The sequence below is a fragment of the Bacteroidota bacterium genome (genome assembly GCA_016706865.1).
In the GTDB taxonomy this organism is placed as follows: Bacteria; Bacteroidota; Bacteroidia; order Chitinophagales; family BACL12; genus UBA7236.
The window spans coordinates 530,645-551,952 of record JADJIS010000003.1 but is presented as its reverse complement, the minus strand read 5'-3'; the positions used below and the strand labels follow the sequence as shown (position 1 = coordinate 551,952).

Below are 21,308 nucleotides of genomic sequence, written 5' to 3'. Positions count from 1 at the left end.
GACACTGCTGCGGCAACTCCCAGGAACAACAAATAAGATAATAATCTATCTTTGCCCCATGACCACCCAATGGGAAGCTAATGACCTTTCGGAATTAAATGAAATTGCAAAGGCAATAATCACTTCCATCTCCCCAAAAAAAATGATCGCATTTTATGGAGAAATGGGTGCGGGGAAAACTACTTTGATAAAGGAGATCTGTTTGCATTTGGGTGTTGTGGAAAATACCTCCTCTCCTACCTTTGCCATTGTGAATGAATATAACGGACGGGAAAAAATATATCATTTTGATCTGTATCGCATTAAAAACCTAGAAGAATTACTGGCTATAGGTATAGAAGAATATCTTGACAGTGGAAATTATATGTTCGTAGAATGGCCGGAGTTATTGGAACCATTGATGGATAAAGAATTATGGGCCAGTATCTATATTGAAACAGACCCAAATCAAAAAAGAATCATTACCTTAGGATCATGAGTGAGCAAACACATAAATCGTTATTAAGCGAGCTGGCTGCTGCTGCGGGCTTGCAAACACTGGAAAAATATGCTGATATTGACGTAAAAAAGCAGCGTTTATATATCGGAATTCCCAAAGAAAACGCCTTTCAGGAAAACCGTGTTCCACTTACGCCCGATAGTGTGGAGACATTAATTGCTCAGGGTCATAAAATAGTTATCGAAAGCAAAGCCGGAGAAGGTGCACGTTTCAGCGATAAGGATTACAGTGATTCTGGTGCACAAATAGTGTACGACAGAAAACAAGTGTATGATGCAGATATTATTCTGAAAGTAGCCCCTCCCGCATTGGATGAAATGGAATTAATTAAACACAATCAAACCCTGATTACTCCATTACATCTTCCCACATTAAAAAGAGAGGTGATCAACGAATTAATGAAAAAACAAGTCACCGCACTTGCATTTGAATATATTAAAGATGAAAGTAATACCTACGCATTTGTGCGCTGCATGAGTGAAATTGCAGGAAGCAGTTCCATTTTAATTGCAAGCGAATTATTGGCGGATGCAAAAAACGGCAGAGGATATTTATTGGGTGGATTATCCGGAATTCCACCAACACAAGTTTTAATTCTCGGCGCAGGAGTTGTTGGAGAATTTGCAACTCGCGCAGCATTAGGTTTAGGTGCCGCAGTAAAAATTTACGATAATAACGTATATAAATTATCGCGTTTACAAAATAATATCGGCGAACGTTTTTATACTTCCGTAATTAATAACCGCAGATTATTAAATGATATCCGACATGCAGATGTTGTTGTAGGAGCCATACATTCGGAAGGTGGTAGAACTCCCGTTATAGTTACAGAAAGTATGGTAATGGAAATGAAACCAGGATCTGTTATTATTGATGTAAGTATAGATCAGGGAGGATGTATAGAAACAAGTGAAGTAACAACACATAATAATCCCACTTTTATAAAACACGATGTAATTCACTACTGTGTTCCCAACATCGCCTCACGAGTTCCACGCACAGCAAGTTATGCGATCAGCAATATTGCATCAAGTACTTTAATGCAATTTAATGAATATGGCGGTCTCGATAATCTCATCAGAATATTAGAAGGTGTTCGCCACGGAGTTTATATTTACAAAGGATATCTCACCAACCAGTATATTGCGCAAAAGATGGAATTGAAGTATACTGATATTAATTTGTTGATGACCAGCGTCATGTAGGGCGCGAGACGCGCGAAGAGGGACACGGGACACGGGATACGGGACACGAGACTGGACATAGGACAAGGGAAATTGGACACAGGACTTGAGAAAGGACTTTTGATATGGATACTAGACTTTAAAATTGATCTACCTACAAATTAAAATCATTTAATATATAAAAAAAATACCTTAAGCGGTTATAACCGATTATATTCGGATATAGTCGACTAATATAAGGATGAGATTATTACACAATTTTAATTTTGCTAATACTAAATTTTTTATCTTGAATAAAATGAGATTTATTCAGGTATTTATTTAATAGCAGAATAAAAATATGAATCATAATTATAGAGAATTAGAGATTTGGAAAGATGGGATTGAACTAACTAAAATGGTTTATCAACTGACCAAGGATTTTCCTAAGGAAGAAATTTATGGATTAACAGATCAAATAAGACGGTCTGCAATATCAATTCCGGCTAATATAGCTGAAGGATGCGGTAGAGATACTGATAAAGATTTTAATTATTTTCTCGCTATTGCAAAAGGATCATCATATGAATTGGAAACACATTTAATTTTAGCCAAAGAACTTGGATACATTTCAGAAGAAAATTTATCCCCAATCCTAAATAAACTCCATATTCTACAAAGAAAGATATTCCGCTTCAAACAAAAAATAAATACCGGAACATAAAACGAAAATTTACATCCTCAACAATTCATATAAATAGAAAATCAAACCTCTATCCCACCCTTAACCTAAGTCCTATGTCAATTCTTCATTGTCCTATGTCAAGTCTCGTGTCCTGTGTCCTATTTCCTACTTCCTATTTCCTACTTCCACTTATCCAAATAAACTCCATATTCTCCAAAGAAAAAAATTCCGTTTCAAACAAAAAATAAATACCGGAACATAAAACGAAAATTTACATCCTCAACTATTCATATAAATAGAAATTCAAACCTCTATCCCACCCTTAAGCTAAGTCCTATGTCAATTCTTCATTGTCCTATGTCAAGTCCCGTGTCCTGTGTCCTATTTCCTACTTCCACTTTTCTAAATAAACTCCATATTCTACAAGGAAAGATATTCCGCTTCAAACAAAAAATAAATACCGGAACATAAAACGAAAATTTACATCCTCAACAATTCATATAAATAGAAAATCAAACCTCTATCCCACCCTTAAGCTAAGTCCTATGTCAATTCTTCATTGTCCTATGTCCAGTCCTATATCCTATATCCTATGTCCTATGTCCTACTTCCATTTGATAGTGCAGCCTATCGCCTTCGTAAAACTCACTACTGGTTGCTCCCCTTTTTTGAGTGAGGCAATCGCGTCTTCAACAAATTTATTTTCTGCTTTTGAGGCGTCGTCGGTATTGTCGTCGATTGCACCGATGTAGGCAACTTTAAATTGGCCGTTTACTTTTTGTAATAAAAATACGTGAGGAGTTCTTGTGGCACCAAAATCTTTTGCAACTTGTTGAGTTGCGTCAAATAAATAGGGAAAAGAATAATTTTTTTCTTCCGCTCTTTTTTTCATATTTTCGGGAGAATCATCAGGTTCTTTTATTGGATCATTAGGATTGATCGCAATTACCGGATAGTTTAATCCGGCATATTTTGCATCCAATTCCATAATTCTTGTTTCATATGCTTTTGCATAAGGACAATGATTGCATGTAAATACAACAATTACACCTTCCTTATCTATATAATCGTTTAAGGAAACATTTTTCCCGTCGACATTCATCAACGAAAAATTATTAACCACATCACCAACTGCATAACCAACAGGAGCAGGAGTTGTTGCAGGATCATTGTTTAGCAGACCTAAGGTCAGAATTGCTGAAAATAATATATTCATAATTGCAAATTTATAATATTGATATTTTAATTATTGTTAAAAAGAATTAATTTTTGTCATCAGTTCTTCATAAGTAAATGGATGTTCATTAAATACATGAATATCTTTAACATTATTAAAGAAATAAGTTGCAGGAATACTGCCTTGCCATGTGGGATTTATTTTATCTATCCAGTCAATGGGTTTTTTATCGGGCATAACCCAAATTTCACTGGTTAATTTATTGCGTTCGAGAAAGGGTTCAAGACTTCTTTTGCGATTTGTCTCAGAATCAAGAGAAACCAGAATCACTTTAACATTTCTTTCTGAACTAAGAGCATTTACTTTTTCAAAATTTGGCAATTCCTCAATGCAGGGTTTACACCAGGTTGCCCAAAAATTAATGATATATAAAGTGTCGTTTGTGTTATTTAAAAATGAATCAACCTCGTTAAATGATTTAATACTATAATTCTGAGCCTTTAATTGAAGACCTAGAAATAGAATTAGCAAACAACTGAATAGTTTCACCTTCATTTTGAAGTTAAACCCTCAACAAGCAAAAAGCGTTCCCTGTTTAGGGATTACGTGTAAACGAAATTTTACTGCCGGCGGCAATTCCATATTGATCGCAAAAACCACCATTAACTTCCACAACATAAATTGCGGGTCTGCCTGATGGCAACGATTTTTCGGAATAGGGCTCTGTATTCGCAGCAATGGAAACTATTTCCTTATTGGAGTTCACATAAATAATATCGAGTGGAATTATAGTATTCTTCATCCAAAAGGCCTGTGGTTCTTCTACATCAAAGATAAATAACATCGCCTGACTGTTATTCATAAATGAGCGATTCATTAATCCCATTTGACGTTCAGCATCATTATCGGCAATTTCGATATTTACCTTCACTATGGATGAACCGTCGGGTTTTAAGAAAAGAAGTTCCCCTTCCTTTTCAAATTTAGGTTGAGTATCGTGTTTAACCGGAGCCTCAGGCTCCTTATTATTACAGGAAATTATTACAAGAGCAGGTGCCAAAATTAAACCCACAATAAACAGTTTCTTTAAGAGCTTCATAATTGAGGTCAAAGATATTTATAATTCTTGGATGAATTAAAGCTTTTTCATCGTTCAAAAGCCTTTGTTCATCGAAAAAACGGGTTAATTCGCGTATGTATTGTTCTTTAACCTGCATATTCGGAATACATTTGTTTAAAATAAGTGAAAATGAATATTATTAACGATCCCAACGCACCACAACCTAATCCCGAGAGTGTAAGACCAAAACGCTTTTATTTTACCGGTTTAGCTTTGGTTGCAGCAGGTATCATCTATTTTCTCGACAGGAATGGCAATATTTACCTGAATTTTGATTTTTTCGGATGGGAATTGATACTTATTCTCATTGGCATCTTTGTTGGCGAAAGGAGTAATTTCGCAGGATTTAGCTGGTTGATCCTTATTGGTATTGGGGTATACTTTAAATTAGATGAGTTTTTCCCGAATTACAATCTCCGCCTTTATTATGGACCCTTGGCATTTATTTTACTTGGGGCTTATTTCCTTTTCGTTCCAAAATTCCATTCTCGCAAGGCTAGAAATATCCGGAATTCAAGAGAAACCATCGAAAGAGGATTAGCCTCCGACAACGCACTTGCCGATGATTATATTGATGTGGTTTCCATTTTTGGAGGGGTGAATAAAAATGTAATTTCCAAACAATTTAAAGGTGGTGATGCCACAAGTATTTTTGGAGGAACGGAATTAAATTTAATGCAATCGGATTTTGAGGGTAGTGTGAAATTAGAACTTACTCAGATATTTGGTGGATGCACTCTTATAATTCCTCCGCACTGGGATCTTAAAACAGAGTTTGTAAATATATTTGGTGGAGTGGAAGATAACAGACCGACTCACAATGTGAGCGTTGATACAAATAAAGTACTTTTATTAAAGGGCACTTCTGTTTTTGGGGGGATAGAGATCAAGAGTTATTGAAATAATTATATAAAAATTGCCACTAAGATTCTAAGGCACAAAGGTTTCACAAAGATTATTTTTTAATGCCTTAAATAAAGATCTTGGTGGTGAATAAAGGATTCAACAAAATAAATTCAGATGAATTAACACATGGCCAGTAATTTAATTTCTTCCGGAAAATTTTTGTGGCCTTTTCTTTTGAGCTGGTTGGTATGGATCGGGTTCCATGCTGGATTTATTTATTGGATGGAATTTAACTGGATCATTTCTATAGTAGATAGTTTAATATTTAATGTAACGCTGGCACTAATATGTTTTTCACAGCTTTATATCATGCAATTTTATTTGCCCAAAAAAGATAAGGCTCCCTATATTATATTAACCGGCGGATTAATGGCTGTTATTGTAACCTTTACCAGTAGTTTTATTTTACGATCCATTTACAGCAATAACGATGATTATATTAATTTTATAAATCGCTCCAACCCTGTGCGCATTGGAATTGCATTTTTATTGTCGGCATGCACAAGCATGGTAAATATTTTAATTACCACACTGGAAGCTCAGAAAGAAAATGTAATGCGCAAACACGAAGCGGAGAAACTGACAAAAGAAGCTGAATTATACGACCTGCGAAGTCAGTTGCAGCCTCATTTTTTATTTAATAGTCTTAATTCCATCAGTGCTCTTGCCGGTTCCAAACCGGAGGAAGCGAGAAAGATGGTGCAACAATTATCCGATTTTTTAAGAGGTACAATAAGAAAAGATAATGCCCAATTAATTCCACTTCAAGAGGAATTAAATCACTTGAATTTATATTTTGAAATTGAAAAGGTGCGTTTCGGACATCGGTTAAAAACAGAAATTAAATTTGATGAAAATTGTGTGAATCTTAAAATACCCTCCCTTTTATTGCAACCTGTACTCGAGAATGCAATTAAATTCGGATTGTACGATACGCTTGAAGAAGTTACCATTACCATACATGCAATTAAATTAAACAACGATCTGATCGTCACCATTAAAAATCCGTTTGATGCTACAAGCAATCATCCAAAAAAAGGAACCGGATTCGGTTTAAATGCAGTACAACGGCGACTATACCTTTTATTTTCACGCAATGATCTGCTGCATACTTCTTCTGAAAACAATATATTTACCACCACATTAAAAATTCCGCAACCTGTATGATCAAAGTTATTATTATTGACGATGAGCCATTAGCTCGCAGCCTGGTAAGAGAATACCTTCAAAATTATCCTGATATAGAAATAGTTGCTGAATGTGGTGATGGTTTCGATGGAGTAAAAGCAATATCCACTCACAAGCCCGACCTGCTTTTTTTGGATATACAAATGCCCAAAATAAACGGTTTCGAAATGTTGGAATTGTTGGAAGAAAAACCATCCGTAATTTTCACAACCGCCTTTGATGAGTATGCAATTAAAGCTTTTGAAATAAATGCGATCGATTATTTATTAAAACCATTTAATAAAGAACGTTTCGACAAAGCTCTCAATCGTTGGAGAGATACAAAACCCAACGCCGAAGAAAAGACTGCAGCACTTGCAGACACACTCGCAGAAGCAGATAATCAGCCTCAACGTGTTGTGATCAAATTAAACAATAAAATAAAGATCATTCCTTTTAATGAGATCATTTATCTCGAAGCTGCAGAAGATTATGTTTTTGTACACACTGCAGAAGGAAGATTCATGAAACATAAAACAATGATTTTTTTCGAAAATGCTCTCGACAAAAATCAATTCGTTCGCTGCCACCGAAGTTATATTGTAGATGTTCAACAAATAACCCGTCTCGAAATATACGAAAAAGATAGTCACATAGCCATTCTAAAAAACGGAGCAAAGGTTCCGGTGAGTAAAAGTGGTTATGGAAGGTTGAAGTTGGTTTTAGGCGTCTAAATTGTTCAGTTCTGTGTTCTGAGTTCTGAGTTCTGAGTTCTGAGTTCTGAGTTCAATACGGAGGAAAATCACCTGGGCGTGGATTGTTTGTTGTTCTTTATTCCTTGTTCTTTATTCGATATTATGGTTCTGAGTTCTGACATGTAGTAGATCTCCTGCGTCGATCACTACATGTTTCAGTTCTGAGTTCTGCGTTCAATACGGAGGAAAATCTTCCAGGTGGTCGATCTGTTTAATGTTCTTTATTCCTTGTTCTTTATTCGATATTATTTTTTCTGAGTTCTGACATGTAGTAGATCTCCTGCGTCGATCACTATATGTTTCAGTTCTGAGTTCTGGGTTCAATACGGAGGAAAATCTTCCAGGTGGTCGATCTGTTTAATGTTATTTATTCCTTGTTCTTTATTCGATATTATTTTTTCTGTGTTCTGACATGTAGTAGATCTCCTGCGTCGATCACTACATGTTTCAGTTCTGTGTTCTGAGTTCTGTGTTCTGAGTTCTGAGTTCAATACGGAGGAAAATCACCCGGGCGTGGATTGTTTGTTGTTCTTTATTCTTTGTTCTTTATTCGATATTGTGCTATGCTTTTTGGAAAGAGGAAATAAGACGCTGGAAGTAGGAAGTAGGAAATAGGAAATAAGAAGTAGGAAACACAAATAGTGGCCTTGCAAAATTTCGCAAGAAATTTAAACTCCTTTCTCCTCACTCCTCTCTCCTCTCTCCTTTAAAACCCTCATCTATGTTGGCTTTCAGGCAGAAGTTGTAAATGTCCCGATTTATTCGTATCTTTGCACCAGATTGCTTTTTCAGTGGATTGTTTTCAGGTTGTGTTCAGATGAAAAATTTAGAAGATCACTAGAGAAAAAGCGCTATAATTAACAGATAAGGAGTTAAAACAATTAGAGAAGAACACTACATCAAAGGCAACCGCCGAATTTGTATCTGTAACTTTTTCCCGCCTTATAAAAAATAAACATTTTAATAATGTCTTTTGACAATTTACAACTCATTGAGCCTATAACTAAGGCTCTGAAACAGGAGGGTTATATCCGTCCTACGCCAATTCAGGAACAAGCTATTCCTGTGGTATTACAAAAACAAGATCTGTTGGGTTGCGCCCAGACAGGAACCGGAAAAACAGCGGCCTTTGCTATTCCAATTTTGCAATTATTGCACGAACAAAAAAAAGAGGGCAATACACAAAGAACCATTAAATCACTCATCCTCACTCCAACCCGAGAATTAGCGATACAGATCGGAGAAAGTTTTGCGGCTTATGGTAAATACACCGGATTACACCACACTGCTATATTTGGTGGTGTATCACAATTTTCTCAAACACAACAATTAAAAAGAGGTGTTGATATTTTGATCGCAACTCCCGGTAGATTGTTGGATCTTATGAATCAGGGATTTATCAGATTAAATTCCATACAAATATTTGTTTTGGATGAAGCCGACAGAATGTTGGACATGGGATTTATTCACGATGTTAAAAAAGTGGTGGCAAAATTGCCGGTTAAGAAACAAACGTTATTCTTTTCTGCAACTATGCCCGGAGAAATTGCAGCACTTGCAAATTCATTATTGGTTAATCCCGTAAAAGTTGCAGTAACTCCTGTTTCTTCTACCGTGGAAATTATCGACCAATCAGTTTATTTTGTGAACAGAACAAATAAAAAGAATTTATTATTACATTTATTGAAAGATGATGAAATAGTAACTGCATTGGTATTTACCCGCACCAAACATGGAGCTGATAAGGTTTGTAAAGACTTAATTAAAGCAGGTATAAAAGCAGAAGCAATTCACGGAAATAAATCGCAGAATGCAAGACAAAATGCTTTGTCGAATTTTAAATCCAAACGCACCAGAGTATTGGTTGCAACAGATATTGCAGCAAGGGGAATTGATGTGGATGAATTAACACACGTAATTAATTTCGAAATATCAAATATTGCAGAAACCTATGTTCACCGTATCGGCCGCACAGGCAGAGCCGGGGCAAGCGGAATAGCAATTTCTTTTTGCGATATGGAAGAAAAAGAATACTTACGCGATATTCAGAAATTAACTGGTAAAATTATTCCTATTGTTGAAAAACATCCTTTCGTGATGAACAGCAACGATCCTGTAACCTTTGATGGTGAAAAGAAACCATTTGCGCGCAATTTTAATCGCAATGCAAATGCGGCGGGAAGAAGAACTTCCAGTCCAACCAGAAATGGAAATCGCAGTGCTAATAATTCAGGTGCCCGCAGGTTCGCGAATTAATTTCACGCAGAAATAAATACACAGCCGGAAATGCAAAACATTTTCGGCTTTTTTTATCCCCGCAGGATGTGAAAAAAGTTTCTCGTAGGTTGTGAAAAAAAAAAATATTCGCACGATGTGAAAAAAATTTCCCACAGAGGACGCAGAGGGGCAGAGAACCCAGAGGAAATATTTTATCCCTAAAGGGATAAAATGCTGTGATAGAATTTATTGAATTTATTTTTTTGCTGAAAATATTTTATCCTTAGCGGATAAAAATTCAAGATACCTAAATTAATTAATGATTATTATTTTTTAATCACCTTTTTTAAAATACACATCGTATTTTTTTTGTGCAACAAAAAAATAACACACCCTACAAACTCTGCTAACTCTGCCCCTCTGCGTCCTCTGCGGGAAACATTTCAAACTCTTCTGTGGTCAATAAAATAACAAAGCCCGCAATAATGGATATTGCAGGCTTTCTTTTTTACCTGAAAAACTATTTTGCTTTTTTAGCTATTTTTTCAGCTCTTTTTTCTTTTTTCGTTTTCTCAGGTTTTTTCTTTGTTTCCTTAACCGTGTTTTTACCTTTTGCCATAGTTATTAATTTTATCCTGCAATTATACGTAAATCTTTAAATAGGGTTTTAAGAAATCCACATTTTACGCACAGCATCCAAGTTTATTTAATATTCAGCCAATACTTCCAAAGTTAATATTCCATCCTTTTATAACAACTTTCTTCAGACTCACTTAGGCCTGTCACGAACTTGCAAATTGTGCAAATAAAATTTATAAAAAAATTTGGGAATCTCAAATATACTCGTTATCATTGCTTCGTGTTTTCATGGGGATAGCAGAGGGAGTCTCATTCTGAGACAAACTCTGCTTTTTTTATGTAAAAAATCTAAGGCGATAATAAAAATTGCAATCTGCTAATTTATCTCAAAAGCCCCTGTAGTAAGAGTATCTGTATTATCAACCAAACGGAAAAGATAAACACCGGTCGACAAATTTTCAGCAGTAACGGTTATAGAACTTACATTAGCAGGCACATTGATCTGTTTTACAAGATCACCAATAACAGTATAGATCAATAAAACCCTGTTCTCTGAGGACAAGGTGCTGAGTTCGAAAGTAGCGGAAGTATTAAAGGGGTTTGGAAAAACAAGTATTTGCGATATCTCCATTTCATCAACACCAACCGCAGGTTCCTCAAAATCATATGGTTTAATACCACAATCGCCAACTATATTTGGCAGGTTGTTATCCAACCATTCAGAGCGCGCCTTGAACCAACCCTTTAAATATTCTATTTCTTCTGCATAAGTATCACCTACAAAATAATTCCAGTTGACATAGGTTCCCAAAATATCCCACTTTTCAAAATTTCGGTCTTGCGATTCGTCAAGATATGCAGCTACGGAATCTATCCAAGCATTTATGGAATCTGTATGTAGTATAGAACTCCGCAATGCAACCCATCTGCATTTTACAAGTCGCCTGTATCCAATATCTTCCAACAGTACCGGCCACCAATGTGGAGGTTCTGTAGGGAAATCGGGACACACCGTTGCGAAATTATATTGCCATCCGGTGGTATCAAATGCGTCACAATAATCGGCATTTCCATAAGAAAGATTAAAATCCCACATGGGTCCGCACTTTAATTTTCCCCCATTGCTGTCCTTATCCTTATACATAAAACTGCTTGAACGATATCCATCAACAGTTCGACCTAATTCCTGCATGAGAAAAAAATCAACAAAGGTTGACATATCAATATATTTTCTGAATCCAATCTCAGGGTCAGAAAAATCGGGACCATATACTGCATTTTCAAATGCTGTTACATAATTTTTAATATAATCCGATTGTTCAATAGTTAATTCAATATCCTCCGGGTCATGATATAAATAAAGTAATTTATCCTGATAGGGTGAAGTCCAGGTTGTAACACTGCTTCCTGTTAATTTATCTATTTTAAAAATATATCCTCCCGTAAGTGAATCACCGGCAATGTCATCAGAATCCAAAGTGGCAATAGCGATCCTATTATCATCTCTTTTTATGCGTTCTATAAAAGTATATACACCTCTGTAAGAACCATTTAACATCAATTCGCAATAAACATATCGCGGCGACCATGGTTGCATTCTGGAAAAAATACTAAAGGTGATCTCATTGCGCATAAGCGATTTATCCGGATATGCACCATATAATATCCAATCATTTTCACTGGGCATTCCTAATATAGATGTATTTAATTTAAATCCCAACGAATCTCGGGTTTCAACACCATACGATTTTTTGGGATATTGTTGAGAAGTTGATCCGCGTAATTCTATGCCTATATCTCCAAAATAATCATTGTATGGATCGGTGAGATAATTGCGCATACCTGGACCATTATTTATGATACCCATTTCACAAGTGATCTTTTCTTCATCTATGATATCTTGCCCGAAGGTATTTATCACAACGATAGGCAAATTAGAATCGGTAAAGTCCACCTGGGCATTTAGGCCGGTGATTATAAATAACAAAAAAAAGGAAGTGAATAGCGTTTTTTTCATAGTGGAAAATGCTTCTGGACTGTCAGTATGATCATACAAATATAATCATCCTCCCCAAATTGTGGTATATGTAGTTGCCCATTCCACTTGCATTTTTGCTGGAAATAATAATAATGAAAAATTACTTGATCATATCACTACTGTACACTTCAGTATTGTCAGCACAAATTTATGACCCAGGATTTAACGGTAACGGATTTGTAACAGGTCCCGATTTCTATTCTGGTAGTAATCAAATTGAAACGCCATCGGGCCTTACTTATGAAATTAGTACAGATAAAATACTTTTTATTAATGAATTTAATCCTACGGGTTTTAATATTCATCGTTTGAATAATAACGGAACACATGATATGAGTTTTGGAGAGGAAGGAGTTGGCGAATTTTTTATAGAATCGTCATCCGCAGCAATGGATATTTACACACATGGAGATGGGTATATGGTTGCAGGACAAAAATATCCTGATGAAGAATTTTTCAGTCCCTTTTTAGAGAACATTACCGGAACCGGAACAATAAATACTGATTATGGTACTGATGGAATTTTAATAGCAACTGCGGCACAAAGTATTCTGATTAGCGCCACCTGTAAAGATAATAGTGATAATTATTACTTGTCAGGATATGATCATGATTATGACCTGGGTTTTGGAATTGCAAAATTTAATGCAGATGGCCTTTACGATACAGATTTTGGATATAGAACCTATAATTTAGCACAATTCACTATCGCCGAATGTATGACTTCGCTTGCTGACGGACGAATTGTGGTTGCAGGAAATGTAACTTATTTGGGTAGCGAAGTAAATGCCTTTATTACTTGTTTAAATTCGGATGGAACTCTGGATGAAAGTTTTGGAACTGATGGAAGTTTTTATCCTACACCGTTGTTAGAAAACACAGGGCTTTCTTTTCAAGCTATTAAACAAGCTCCCGACGGTTCTATTTATGCCGCAGGATGGATTTCGTCAACCCCCGATAAATTGATAGTAATAAAAATAAATGACCAGGGTGTTATTGAAACGGAATTTGGAGATCAAGGTTATGTTTATCTGGAAGAGGGAACCTTCTATACAATCTTTGGCTTAGAGGTTGATGCGTCCAATCAACCAATAATTGGATTTGTTACCCATCCTGATGCAGATGCAACAATAAATACCTATCTCGTTAAACTATTAACAAATGGAAGTTTGGATGAATCATTTACAAGCGGTGCAACTCCTGGTGTTTTCGAAATATCAATACCTGATGCACTAATAAGTGAAGAAATTGTAGGTACAAAAATGATGTTACAACCGGATGGGAAAATAGTGGTTCTCGGCCATGCTGAAGGAATTTCTCCCAACGACGATTATTTCATTACCCGAATTGTTCCAAATGATGTGATAATTAATGTGGAAGAAGAAATATCAGAAATGGACGTAACTATTTCCCCAAATCCGGTAACTTCTAAATTTACAATTTCCGCTAATACTGTTGTTCAAGAAATGGAAATTTGGAATACTGATGGTAAGATCCTTTTAAAATCAAATAATATCCAACAAAATACGCAATTTGATATTAAAAATTATGCGCCCGGGATGTACATTGTTAAAATCAAGGGAATTGATGGAAATATTACTTTTTCTAAATTAATTAAACAGTGACAATATAATTAATCGCAACCATCGGGACCACAAACATCACCTGCATTCTCATTTAATGTAATGGGGGTCAGTTTTGTTTGTTCCTCCCAAATTGTATTTAAAACCTGTTCAAAAGCTGCAGGATCCTGCGCACCGGAAACAGCATATTTTCTGTCGAAAACAAAAAATGGCACTCCGCGTGCGCCCACCATTTGCGCTTCGAGTATATCTCTGTTCACCTGGGCAGAAAATTCGTTACTTTCCAACATGGATTTAATTTCATTTTCCTCCAATCCTATCTCTACTCCTATCGCAATCAATGTATCATGATCAGCTGTATTTTTACCTTCGGTAAAATAGGCTAGAAATAAACGTTCTTCCAATGCATCCTGTTTATTATATTTTTTCGCCAAATGAGATAAACGATGTGCATCAAAAGAATTTGCGACAATAGACTTATCCATATTATAGGTCAACCCTACTTTTTTAGCAATATCCGTTACATAATTATTGGCATCTTCCGCTTGTTTCACGCTCCAACCTTTAACTTCTGCCAAATATTGGTTGATGTTTTTATCAGGATCTGTTATCATATCGGGGTTAAGCTGAAAACTTTTCCAGGTAATTTCTACAGTATCGCGTTGAGGAAATTTTTCCAGCGCAAGTTCAAATTTACGTTTACCAATATAACAAAAGGGACACATTACATCACTCCAAATTTCTACTTTCATAAGTTAATTTTCACCAATAACAATAGGGAAGGAAATAAATTCACTAAAAATTAAAATGTAGTCTCATACCCTGCAAAAATCGCTCTATCTGGCGCTGGTGACGCATTACGTGTACAATCGCATGTTCCAATAATTGTTCGGGATCGTATTGTTGTCCCCAACGGGAAACTATTTTATCATCATTATTAAAAACCTCCAATTGTATGTTGGGAAAATCATTAAATAATTTCTCAGTGATTCGAATCAATTCGTCCATCGCAGAAATATATTCCGGAATGTTGTCCAACAATATTATTTCATGAAATGTATTCTCCTCCCCCAAATTATTTCTGATGGCAATTACATAATTATGGCCTGCTTTTACCACATGCGAAAGTACAGTTTGTATCGACCTGCAATTTACATCCTTTGTAAGTGGATCCGCTATATGTTTTAATTCATCAGTGCTTATATCGGAAATAATATATTTTAATTCTTCCAATACATTTTCATAAATATCCATAAATGCACCGGCAGCTCCGTTTGTGCGATATTGTTTTTGCATCTAATAAAATGTTAGTTGTTTTTATTTCTTTTTATACTGCTTTTCTCCTGCTTTAATATTCGTATTCAGTTTGTTTTCTGCAGGAGGAACAGGACAGGCATATCCTCCTGAGTAAGCACAATATGGATTATAGGCTTTATTAAAATCAACTAGTAATTTACCTTCAACTATTTCGCCCATCCTGAAATCCATATATCTGCCTCCGCCATAAGTTTCGGTATAATTTGTATTATCGTTGAAGGGAACAAATAAATAATCTTTGTATTCCTCCTGCTCACGCAATTTCATACTTTGATAAATACTCAGGGTGAACGTGGAGTCGTGTAACTGAAAAGTAATTGTTCCATATTGAACATATCTTTTAATAATACCGAGGGATGTTGCCATGTCGAAAGGAATTGCATCCGGGGTAAGGGTGATCATTCCAGTTACGGCATATGTTGAATCGATAGCATAAAAATCCAAATGTTTAATGTCTTTTTTAGTAAGCGGAGAATGTTCATCCGTCAAAAAATCACTGATATATTTTTCTCTGTGCTCCTCTAACTTTTCAGTATATGTTTGAGCAGATAAAAGGAAAACAAAGGAGCATAAAAAACCGGTAATTATTATTTTCATTATTTGTATTCTTATTTTTAGTAAAGATATTAATAAGTATTTTTAAGAAACGAATTTCATTCAACACAGGGTATTTTTAGCACAATTAAAATACAGGTTCATAAAAAATTACAGAAATTACCTTTTTTTCCCTGGTTATGTTAATTTTATTCTTGTTTCAGTCACCCTAAACTTTCCGGATATGCCTAAAAATATCTACTCTTTAGTTCTTCCCCGTAAAACCAATCTGTTATTTCTTTCCACAGGCATTTTATTGACACTCCTCCTATTTGTTGGCTCAATTTATAAAAAGGATGTTAGCGGTTCCGGGTTGGAAAATTTAAGTTTTACCTCTCCGTTTTTGGCTGCTTCCCCTTTGATACCAAGCCCTGTCCCTTATTCCGTTGTTTTTGTATCGCGACAAATTCCCGAAAACGGAAGTATTTATTGGGATGAAGCAAACGACATGCCCGGAGTTGGGCCACATTCGCGTTTCAGAGTGTGTTCGCCGGGCAAATTATTGATGTATAAGGCAAATGGCGCATTGGTTACTTTAATAGATGGCAGTAATCCTACAGCTGCATCACTGTATTTGATAGATGTAAGCGCTCCTGAAGTAAATTATGCGGGAAATAAGATCGTATTTGCAGGTTTACCTGCTGCTCCGGTTGGAGAGGAATATGATACTGCTCCGAATTCCAATCCCAATGCATGGAGATTATATACCATTAATAAAGATGGATCAGGATTAACGCAATTGACCTTTAGCGATATGGTTTTGGATTATTCTCAGTTTGGAGATGCTGCAAGTGGACTTATGGGATATGACGATACGGATCCATGTTATTTGCCTGATGGAAGAATTGTATTTTCTTCTACACGATATCCTTCTTTTGCGCAATATAGTGGCGTAAGAACTACCAATTTATTTGTTGTAAATGCGGATGGCTCCAATTTACATCGCATCACAAGTGAACGCAATGGTGCCGACAGACCCGTTGTGGATCCGCAAACCGGACGTATAGTTTATTCGCGTTGGTGGAGAAATCATCGATTCCCTTATGATGAAATGACTACAGTTGCTGATGGAGATGGATTTTTATTTAAATCAGGATTATCATCAGATAGAAATATTATGGTTGGCGGAGCGGATATGATGTGGAGAAATGCCTGGCACGCAGCAACAATAAATCCCGACGGATCTGATATTAAAATGTTTGCAGGAGGAATACAAAGTGATGTTGCAAATCATATTTATGGCTGTGCATTTACACCCTCAGGAGATTTAATAACCAATTTTTTTCCAATGTTTAACATGACTGAAGCTGCGGGTTTTGGAGGTTTGAGAAAATACGAAAGAGGTCCCGGTGTTTACGAACAATTATTCGGCATAACAGATATTTCCGTTGATAATTATGCGCATGAAACTGATCCCACTTCATATGGAATTTACAACAGTGAATATGCAGGCGAACCTGATGTTTTACCTGACGGAAGAATTATGTTCAGTTGGTGTGCCGACTACAATCAGCAATATGGTTTATATGTTATGAATGCAGATGGTTCAGGTAAAACTTTGATCTACGACAATCCTTTAACAACGGAATTGAGAATAAAAGCAGTTAAAGCAAGACCACTCCCTCCTATTATTTCAGATTCGGTATTTACGTTTCCCTCGTTATTACCACCGACAGCTGCAGGACCATTTAATGGTGATGGTGTATTTACTTTCGAATGTTTTAATGTTTATTATAACGATCAGATAGATGTAGATATCGCGAGTGCACCGGCAATTGGATCTGCAAAAACAATTCGTTTTTTTATTGATCATCAGCGCACTAGTCCTGGATCATTTCCAACATTGGATTGGCCTATTTTATTAAATGAAAAAACCATAAAACCGGATGGATTTGTTTCCGAACCAAATGCACCAGCAAATGTTCCATTATTTGAACAATTAAGGAGCAGTAATCCATTAGGTTATAATGTTCCGATGGCAGGAGAACCTTTTGATAATGGAGTTGCACATGTTGCGGGAATGAATTTCAGCAGAGAAGGTGCAAAAGCAACATGTGTGGGATGTCATAGCGGCCACAGTATGATACCTGTTCCCGCAACTCGTGAAGCTTCCGAATTTACTAACCTTGCTCCCGGTGCAACTGTAGAAGTTTCGAGTACCAGAGATGCTGCATTAAATAAACATGTAATTGACAGAAGAGTGCAAAAAGGCGAAGACTGGCAAGTGTGGAATTCAGCAATTGGAACCAGTGATAATCAATGGGTATTATTAAAATTTCCGGTTCCAATTACTATACGCACTATTGTTTTATATAACGTTCCTTCTGGTGGGGAAGGTAATTCCACCATCGCATTAAATAAAACTACTGTTACTTTATATTCTGATGCCAATGGATTAATTCCTATCATATCAAAAAATATTAATAATGTTCCGGTAAATGGAAAACATGCAACTTTTGCCGATGTGATAGCACAAAGTGTTCGCGTTAAATTAAAAGATATAAGTGGGACATTTTATGGTAACGAAATTGGAGCAATTGCCGAAATAGAAATTATTGCAAGCGGTGATATAAGCGGAGCAAAATTAGAGGCGCCTTCGAATGGATTTTCAGCACAAATATTTCCCAACCCGGTGAATGATTTGTTGCATTACACTTTAAATTACAAGCCGGATGCAAACATTAATGTGCGTGTAATTGATATAAATGGCGTAGTAGTAAAAAACTTTGAAACCACTATGGATGCTGCAATTTCGGAAGATGAAATTTCCGTCGCTGATCTTGCTGCGGGCATTTATTTTATTACATTTAACAGCGGAATTAAGAGGGAAACTTTTAAATTTGTGAAATTATAATCTAAATAATGACAGAAATAAACAAAGATCCTTTACATGGAAAAACATTACAATATATTTTAGAATTTCTTGTGAAAGAATATGGATGGGAAGATCTTGGAATGATAATTAGGATCAATTGTTTTAACGATAATCCGAGTATAAAATCAAGTTTAACTTTTTTAAGAAAAACGCCTTGGGCGAGGAAGAAGGTGGAGGAGTTGTATGTTGAAACTTTGCGATAACTTATTGATGTACCAATTAACAGCCGGACCTGCGGTCTAAATGTACCAATGTACCGATGAACAGCCGGACCTGCGGTCTAAATGTACCAATGTACCGATGAACAGCCGGACCTGCGGTCTAAATGTACCAATGAACCGATTAACAGCCGGACCTACGGTCTAAATGTACCAATGTACCGATTAACAGCCGGACCTACGGTCTAAATGTACCAATGTACCGATGAACAGCCGGACCTGCGGTATAAATGTACCAATGTACCGATGAACAGCCGGACCTACGGTCTAAATGTACCAATGTACCGATGAACATTCAAATTAATGTACCAATGCCTATACTTCTTGCGACGGGAACGGCCGAAGTATTATTAATTAGCAAATGTGGAGGCCTTCGGCTAATTAGCAAATGGAACAGCCGACGATTACTTTGAATGAAACATTTTAGATCTGCAAGATATTTATATTAAGACTGAACTTTTTTCAAATTAACATTTAATAATACTGCGACTGCGACTGCGACTGCGACTGCGACTGCGACTGCGACTGCGACTGCGACTGCGACTGCGACAGGCCCCCAACCCAAAGGGGAGTTTAGTTTTTCTTACAATGAAATTTTATTTCGAACCTAAAATCTCCAATGTTACAAACTGCCCACTGTTGACTGTTTACTATACCATGCCCCAAAGGGGAGTTTAAGTTTTCGTTCGAATAAAAATAAATTTTCAATTCGAAGAAATAATCTCCAATGTTACAAGCTGCCCACTGCCCACTGTTGACTGTTTACTATACCATGCCCCAAAGGGGAGTTTAAGTTTTCGTTCGAATAAAAAAAAATTTTCAATTCGAAGAAATAATCTCCAATTTTACAAACTGCCCACTGCCCACTGTTGACTGTTGACTATTCCCTGCCCCAATGAGAGCTTAAGTTTTCGTTCGAATAAAAAAAAAATTTCAATTCGAAGAAATAATCTCCAATGTTACAAACTGCCTACTGCCACTGCCAACTGAAAACTGCCCACTGCCCCAGCTCACTTCGCCACTTCCACCTTCACCTTTTTATTCTTAAGCCGGTGTTCTTTTAAAAGATGCAAGGCCTGATTAATTTTTGTTTTACGCACTGCAACGAAACTGAAGAAATCTTTTACTTCTATTAATCCGATATCTTCCATTTTAAGATCGCCGCGTTTGGTGAGATAGCCAACTATATCTATTTTATTTACTTTATCTTTTTTGCCGACTGAAATATATAATGTTGACCATTTTGGTTTGTCGGGAAGAATTTCTGTTTCGGGTAATTGAATTTCTTCGTCAACATGTTTAACGTATTCCGGTAATTTTTCTTCCTCTGATAAAATTAATATAATTGTTCCGCTGGCATCCATGCGCGCTGTTCTCCCGTTGCGGTGAATGAACATGTCTTCGGTGTGGGGTAAATGATAATGGATGATATAACGAATATTCGGAATATCCAATCCGCGACTTGCAAGATCTGTGGTTACTAAAACATCAAAAGTTCCATTTCGGAATTTAATTAATGCACTATCCCTCTCCTGCTGTTCCATTGCACCGTGATAAAAAACATTATATATTCCTTTTTGAGTTAATAATTCACTCGTGCGTTCTACTGATTCACGGTGATTACAAAATACTATTGCTGATCTGTTGCCGATATAACATAATAATTTGAATAAGGTATCCGCTTTATCCTTATCCGGAGAAAAAACAATTTGCATCGCTAATTGTGTTGTAGCACTTTTTTCCTCACCCACAAATTCAAGATATTCCGGATCTTTAATTCCGATAAATTCGGGGATGCTATGGGTATGTGTTGCAGAAGTTAATATTCTTTTATTGATGGATGGTAGTGAAGAAATTATAAAAGACATTTCATCAGTAAAACCCATTTCCATACTTTTATCAAATTCGTCTAAAACTAGAGTGGTAATTGTATCAGTTGTGATATTTCCTCTTCGAATATGATCTGCCAATCTTCCTGCAGTTCCAACAATTAAGGCAGGAGGTTGAATTAAATTATTTTCCTCTGTTTCTCTTTTATGTCCCCCGTAACAACAACTGATCTTAAACCCTGTGCCCATTGTTTTAAAAACCTGATCGATCTGTAAAGCCAATTCACGCGTAGGAACAATGATCATCGCTTGTGTTTTTTTATTACTTTGATCCAGCAATTCAAGAACAGGCAATAAAAAAGCAAGTGTTTTACCTGAACCTGTGGCAGAGAGAACAACTACATCCGCATGTTTTTTATTTGCCTCAATGGTTGCAATTTGCATTTCATTGAGTGCATCAATTTTAAAATTATTGAGTATCTTATTCAGATCGTATTTAGCCTTCTGCATGGTGCAAAGATAGGCAGAATATAAGTGGAGTCTTAAAAAGAAACGTTTTTTGGGAGATTTACAAGCTTAAAGCAAC

The 21,308-nt window shown here is 36.2% G+C and carries 18 protein-coding genes; 10 read left to right on the top strand and 8 right to left on the bottom strand.

What is annotated here, in order from left to right; translation table 11 throughout:
• Window positions 1–58: 58 nt before the first annotated feature.
• The 3 genes from tsaE (at window position 59) to IPI31_11920 (ending at window position 2,386) form a co-directional block, all read left to right on the top strand.
• A complete protein-coding gene (gene tsaE, locus IPI31_11930) occupies window positions 59–478 on the top strand; it encodes a tRNA (adenosine(37)-N6)-threonylcarbamoyltransferase complex ATPase subunit type 1 TsaE (protein MBK7568522.1) in 420 nt (139 codons plus the stop codon).
• The gene (locus tag IPI31_11925) at window positions 475–1,704 is read left to right on the top strand and encodes an alanine dehydrogenase (protein MBK7568521.1); all 1,230 of its coding nucleotides are present in this window, start codon (window positions 475–477) and stop codon (window positions 1,702–1,704) included. Before tsaE ends, IPI31_11925 begins: the two co-directional genes overlap by 4 nt.
• A gap of 319 nt (window positions 1,705–2,023) precedes the next feature.
• Window positions 2,024–2,386 carry a four helix bundle protein gene (locus IPI31_11920; protein ID MBK7568520.1) on the top strand — a complete coding sequence of 121 codons (363 nt, stop codon included), beginning with the start codon at window positions 2,024–2,026 and terminating at the stop codon, window positions 2,384–2,386.
• A 565-nt stretch (window positions 2,387–2,951) separates the two neighbouring features.
• Here the strand turns inward: IPI31_11920 and IPI31_11915 are convergent.
• The 3 genes from IPI31_11915 to IPI31_11905 are packed head-to-tail and all read right to left on the bottom strand — an operon-like array spanning window position 2,952 to window position 4,623.
• A complete protein-coding gene (locus IPI31_11915) occupies window positions 2,952–3,563 on the bottom strand; it encodes a thioredoxin family protein (GenBank protein ID MBK7568519.1) in 612 nt (203 codons plus the stop codon).
• 36 nt (window positions 3,564–3,599) lie between these two features.
• Window positions 3,600–4,079 carry a TlpA family protein disulfide reductase gene (locus tag IPI31_11910; GenBank protein ID MBK7568518.1) on the bottom strand — a complete coding sequence of 160 codons (480 nt, stop codon included), beginning with the start codon at window positions 4,077–4,079 and terminating at the stop codon, window positions 3,600–3,602.
• A gap of 40 nt (window positions 4,080–4,119) precedes the next feature.
• The gene (locus IPI31_11905) at window positions 4,120–4,623 is read right to left on the bottom strand and encodes a DUF192 domain-containing protein (GenBank protein MBK7568517.1); all 504 of its coding nucleotides are present in this window, start codon (window positions 4,621–4,623) and stop codon (window positions 4,120–4,122) included.
• Between the two features lie 150 nt (window positions 4,624–4,773).
• Here IPI31_11905 and IPI31_11900 point away from each other — a divergent pair, with 150 nt between their 5' ends.
• From IPI31_11900 to IPI31_11885, 4 genes are all read left to right on the top strand, one after another.
• On the top strand, window positions 4,774–5,544 hold the full coding sequence (locus IPI31_11900; protein ID MBK7568516.1) for a hypothetical protein: 771 nt from the start codon (window positions 4,774–4,776) through the stop codon (window positions 5,542–5,544).
• 132 nt (window positions 5,545–5,676) lie between these two features.
• Window positions 5,677–6,717 carry a histidine kinase gene (locus tag IPI31_11895; GenBank protein MBK7568515.1) on the top strand — a complete coding sequence of 347 codons (1,041 nt, stop codon included), beginning with the start codon at window positions 5,677–5,679 and terminating at the stop codon, window positions 6,715–6,717.
• Complete coding sequence (locus IPI31_11890) at window positions 6,714–7,451, top strand: response regulator (GenBank protein ID MBK7568514.1); 738 nt, start codon at window positions 6,714–6,716, stop codon at window positions 7,449–7,451. Before IPI31_11895 ends, IPI31_11890 begins: the two co-directional genes overlap by 4 nt.
• A gap of 987 nt (window positions 7,452–8,438) precedes the next feature.
• Entirely contained in the window at window positions 8,439–9,728 is a 1,290-nt protein-coding gene (locus IPI31_11885; protein MBK7568513.1) for a DEAD/DEAH box helicase, read from the top strand.
• 916 nt (window positions 9,729–10,644) lie between these two features.
• Here IPI31_11885 and IPI31_11880 read toward each other — a convergent pair.
• A complete protein-coding gene (locus IPI31_11880; GenBank protein MBK7568512.1) occupies window positions 10,645–12,285 on the bottom strand; it encodes a CotH kinase family protein in 1,641 nt (546 codons plus the stop codon).
• 113 nt (window positions 12,286–12,398) lie between these two features.
• Between IPI31_11880 and IPI31_11875 the strand changes: the two genes are divergently transcribed.
• Entirely contained in the window at window positions 12,399–13,931 is a 1,533-nt protein-coding gene (locus IPI31_11875) for a T9SS type A sorting domain-containing protein (GenBank protein ID MBK7568511.1), read from the top strand.
• 8 nt (window positions 13,932–13,939) lie between these two features.
• Here the strand turns inward: IPI31_11875 and IPI31_11870 are convergent, their stop codons facing one another.
• The 3 genes from IPI31_11870 to IPI31_11860 are packed head-to-tail and all read right to left on the bottom strand — an operon-like array spanning window position 13,940 to window position 15,803.
• Window positions 13,940–14,641 carry a DsbA family oxidoreductase gene (locus tag IPI31_11870; GenBank protein MBK7568510.1) on the bottom strand — a complete coding sequence of 234 codons (702 nt, stop codon included), beginning with the start codon at window positions 14,639–14,641 and terminating at the stop codon, window positions 13,940–13,942.
• Window positions 14,642–14,684: 43 nt separating this feature from the next.
• Window positions 14,685–15,185 carry a DinB family protein gene (locus tag IPI31_11865; protein ID MBK7568509.1) on the bottom strand — a complete coding sequence of 167 codons (501 nt, stop codon included), beginning with the start codon at window positions 15,183–15,185 and terminating at the stop codon, window positions 14,685–14,687.
• A gap of 21 nt (window positions 15,186–15,206) precedes the next feature.
• A complete protein-coding gene (locus IPI31_11860) occupies window positions 15,207–15,803 on the bottom strand; it encodes a DUF1684 domain-containing protein (GenBank protein MBK7568508.1) in 597 nt (198 codons plus the stop codon).
• 181 nt (window positions 15,804–15,984) lie between these two features.
• Between IPI31_11860 and IPI31_11855 the strand changes: the two genes are divergently transcribed.
• Both IPI31_11855 and IPI31_11850 read left to right on the top strand, forming a co-directional pair.
• Window positions 15,985–18,654 carry a T9SS type A sorting domain-containing protein gene (locus IPI31_11855; protein MBK7568507.1) on the top strand — a complete coding sequence of 890 codons (2,670 nt, stop codon included), beginning with the start codon at window positions 15,985–15,987 and terminating at the stop codon, window positions 18,652–18,654.
• Window positions 18,655–18,662: 8 nt separating this feature from the next.
• Window positions 18,663–18,878 (top strand): DUF2132 domain-containing protein, encoded by a 216-nt coding sequence (locus IPI31_11850; protein ID MBK7568506.1) that lies wholly within the window; start codon window positions 18,663–18,665, stop codon window positions 18,876–18,878.
• A 1,025-nt stretch (window positions 18,879–19,903) separates the two neighbouring features.
• Here IPI31_11850 and IPI31_11845 read toward each other — a convergent pair.
• Entirely contained in the window at window positions 19,904–21,232 is a 1,329-nt protein-coding gene (locus tag IPI31_11845) for a DEAD/DEAH box helicase (protein MBK7568505.1), read from the bottom strand.
• Window positions 21,233–21,308 lie beyond the last annotated feature (76 nt).

What these genes read in the sequence shown, in the direction of transcription:
- IPI31_11925 (MBK7568521.1), top strand. Translation starts at nt 475, where the DNA reads ATGAGTGAGCAAACACATAAATCGTTATTAAGCGAGCTGGCTGCTGCT.
- IPI31_11870 (MBK7568510.1), bottom strand. Translation starts at nt 14,641, where the DNA reads ATGAAAGTAGAAATTTGGAGTGATGTAATGTGTCCCTTTTGTTATATT.
- IPI31_11890 (MBK7568514.1), top strand. Translation starts at nt 6,714, where the DNA reads ATGATCAAAGTTATTATTATTGACGATGAGCCATTAGCTCGCAGCCTG.
- IPI31_11910 (MBK7568518.1), bottom strand. Translation starts at nt 4,079, where the DNA reads ATGAAGGTGAAACTATTCAGTTGTTTGCTAATTCTATTTCTAGGTCTT.
- IPI31_11920 (MBK7568520.1), top strand. Translation starts at nt 2,024, where the DNA reads ATGAATCATAATTATAGAGAATTAGAGATTTGGAAAGATGGGATTGAA.
- IPI31_11885 (MBK7568513.1), top strand. Translation starts at nt 8,439, where the DNA reads ATGTCTTTTGACAATTTACAACTCATTGAGCCTATAACTAAGGCTCTG.
- tsaE (MBK7568522.1), top strand. Translation starts at nt 59, where the DNA reads ATGACCACCCAATGGGAAGCTAATGACCTTTCGGAATTAAATGAAATT.
- IPI31_11880 (MBK7568512.1), bottom strand. Translation starts at nt 12,285, where the DNA reads ATGAAAAAAACGCTATTCACTTCCTTTTTTTTGTTATTTATAATCACC.
- IPI31_11855 (MBK7568507.1), top strand. Translation starts at nt 15,985, where the DNA reads ATGCCTAAAAATATCTACTCTTTAGTTCTTCCCCGTAAAACCAATCTG.
- IPI31_11850 (MBK7568506.1), top strand. Translation starts at nt 18,663, where the DNA reads ATGACAGAAATAAACAAAGATCCTTTACATGGAAAAACATTACAATAT.
- IPI31_11865 (MBK7568509.1), bottom strand. Translation starts at nt 15,185, where the DNA reads ATGCAAAAACAATATCGCACAAACGGAGCTGCCGGTGCATTTATGGAT.
- IPI31_11875 (MBK7568511.1), top strand. Translation starts at nt 12,399, where the DNA reads ATGAAAAATTACTTGATCATATCACTACTGTACACTTCAGTATTGTCA.
- IPI31_11915 (MBK7568519.1), bottom strand. Translation starts at nt 3,563, where the DNA reads ATGAATATATTATTTTCAGCAATTCTGACCTTAGGTCTGCTAAACAAT.
- IPI31_11900 (MBK7568516.1), top strand. Translation starts at nt 4,774, where the DNA reads ATGAATATTATTAACGATCCCAACGCACCACAACCTAATCCCGAGAGT.
- IPI31_11905 (MBK7568517.1), bottom strand. Translation starts at nt 4,623, where the DNA reads ATGAAGCTCTTAAAGAAACTGTTTATTGTGGGTTTAATTTTGGCACCT.
- IPI31_11845 (MBK7568505.1), bottom strand. Translation starts at nt 21,232, where the DNA reads ATGCAGAAGGCTAAATACGATCTGAATAAGATACTCAATAATTTTAAA.
- IPI31_11860 (MBK7568508.1), bottom strand. Translation starts at nt 15,803, where the DNA reads ATGAAAATAATAATTACCGGTTTTTTATGCTCCTTTGTTTTCCTTTTA.
- IPI31_11895 (MBK7568515.1), top strand. Translation starts at nt 5,677, where the DNA reads ATGGCCAGTAATTTAATTTCTTCCGGAAAATTTTTGTGGCCTTTTCTT.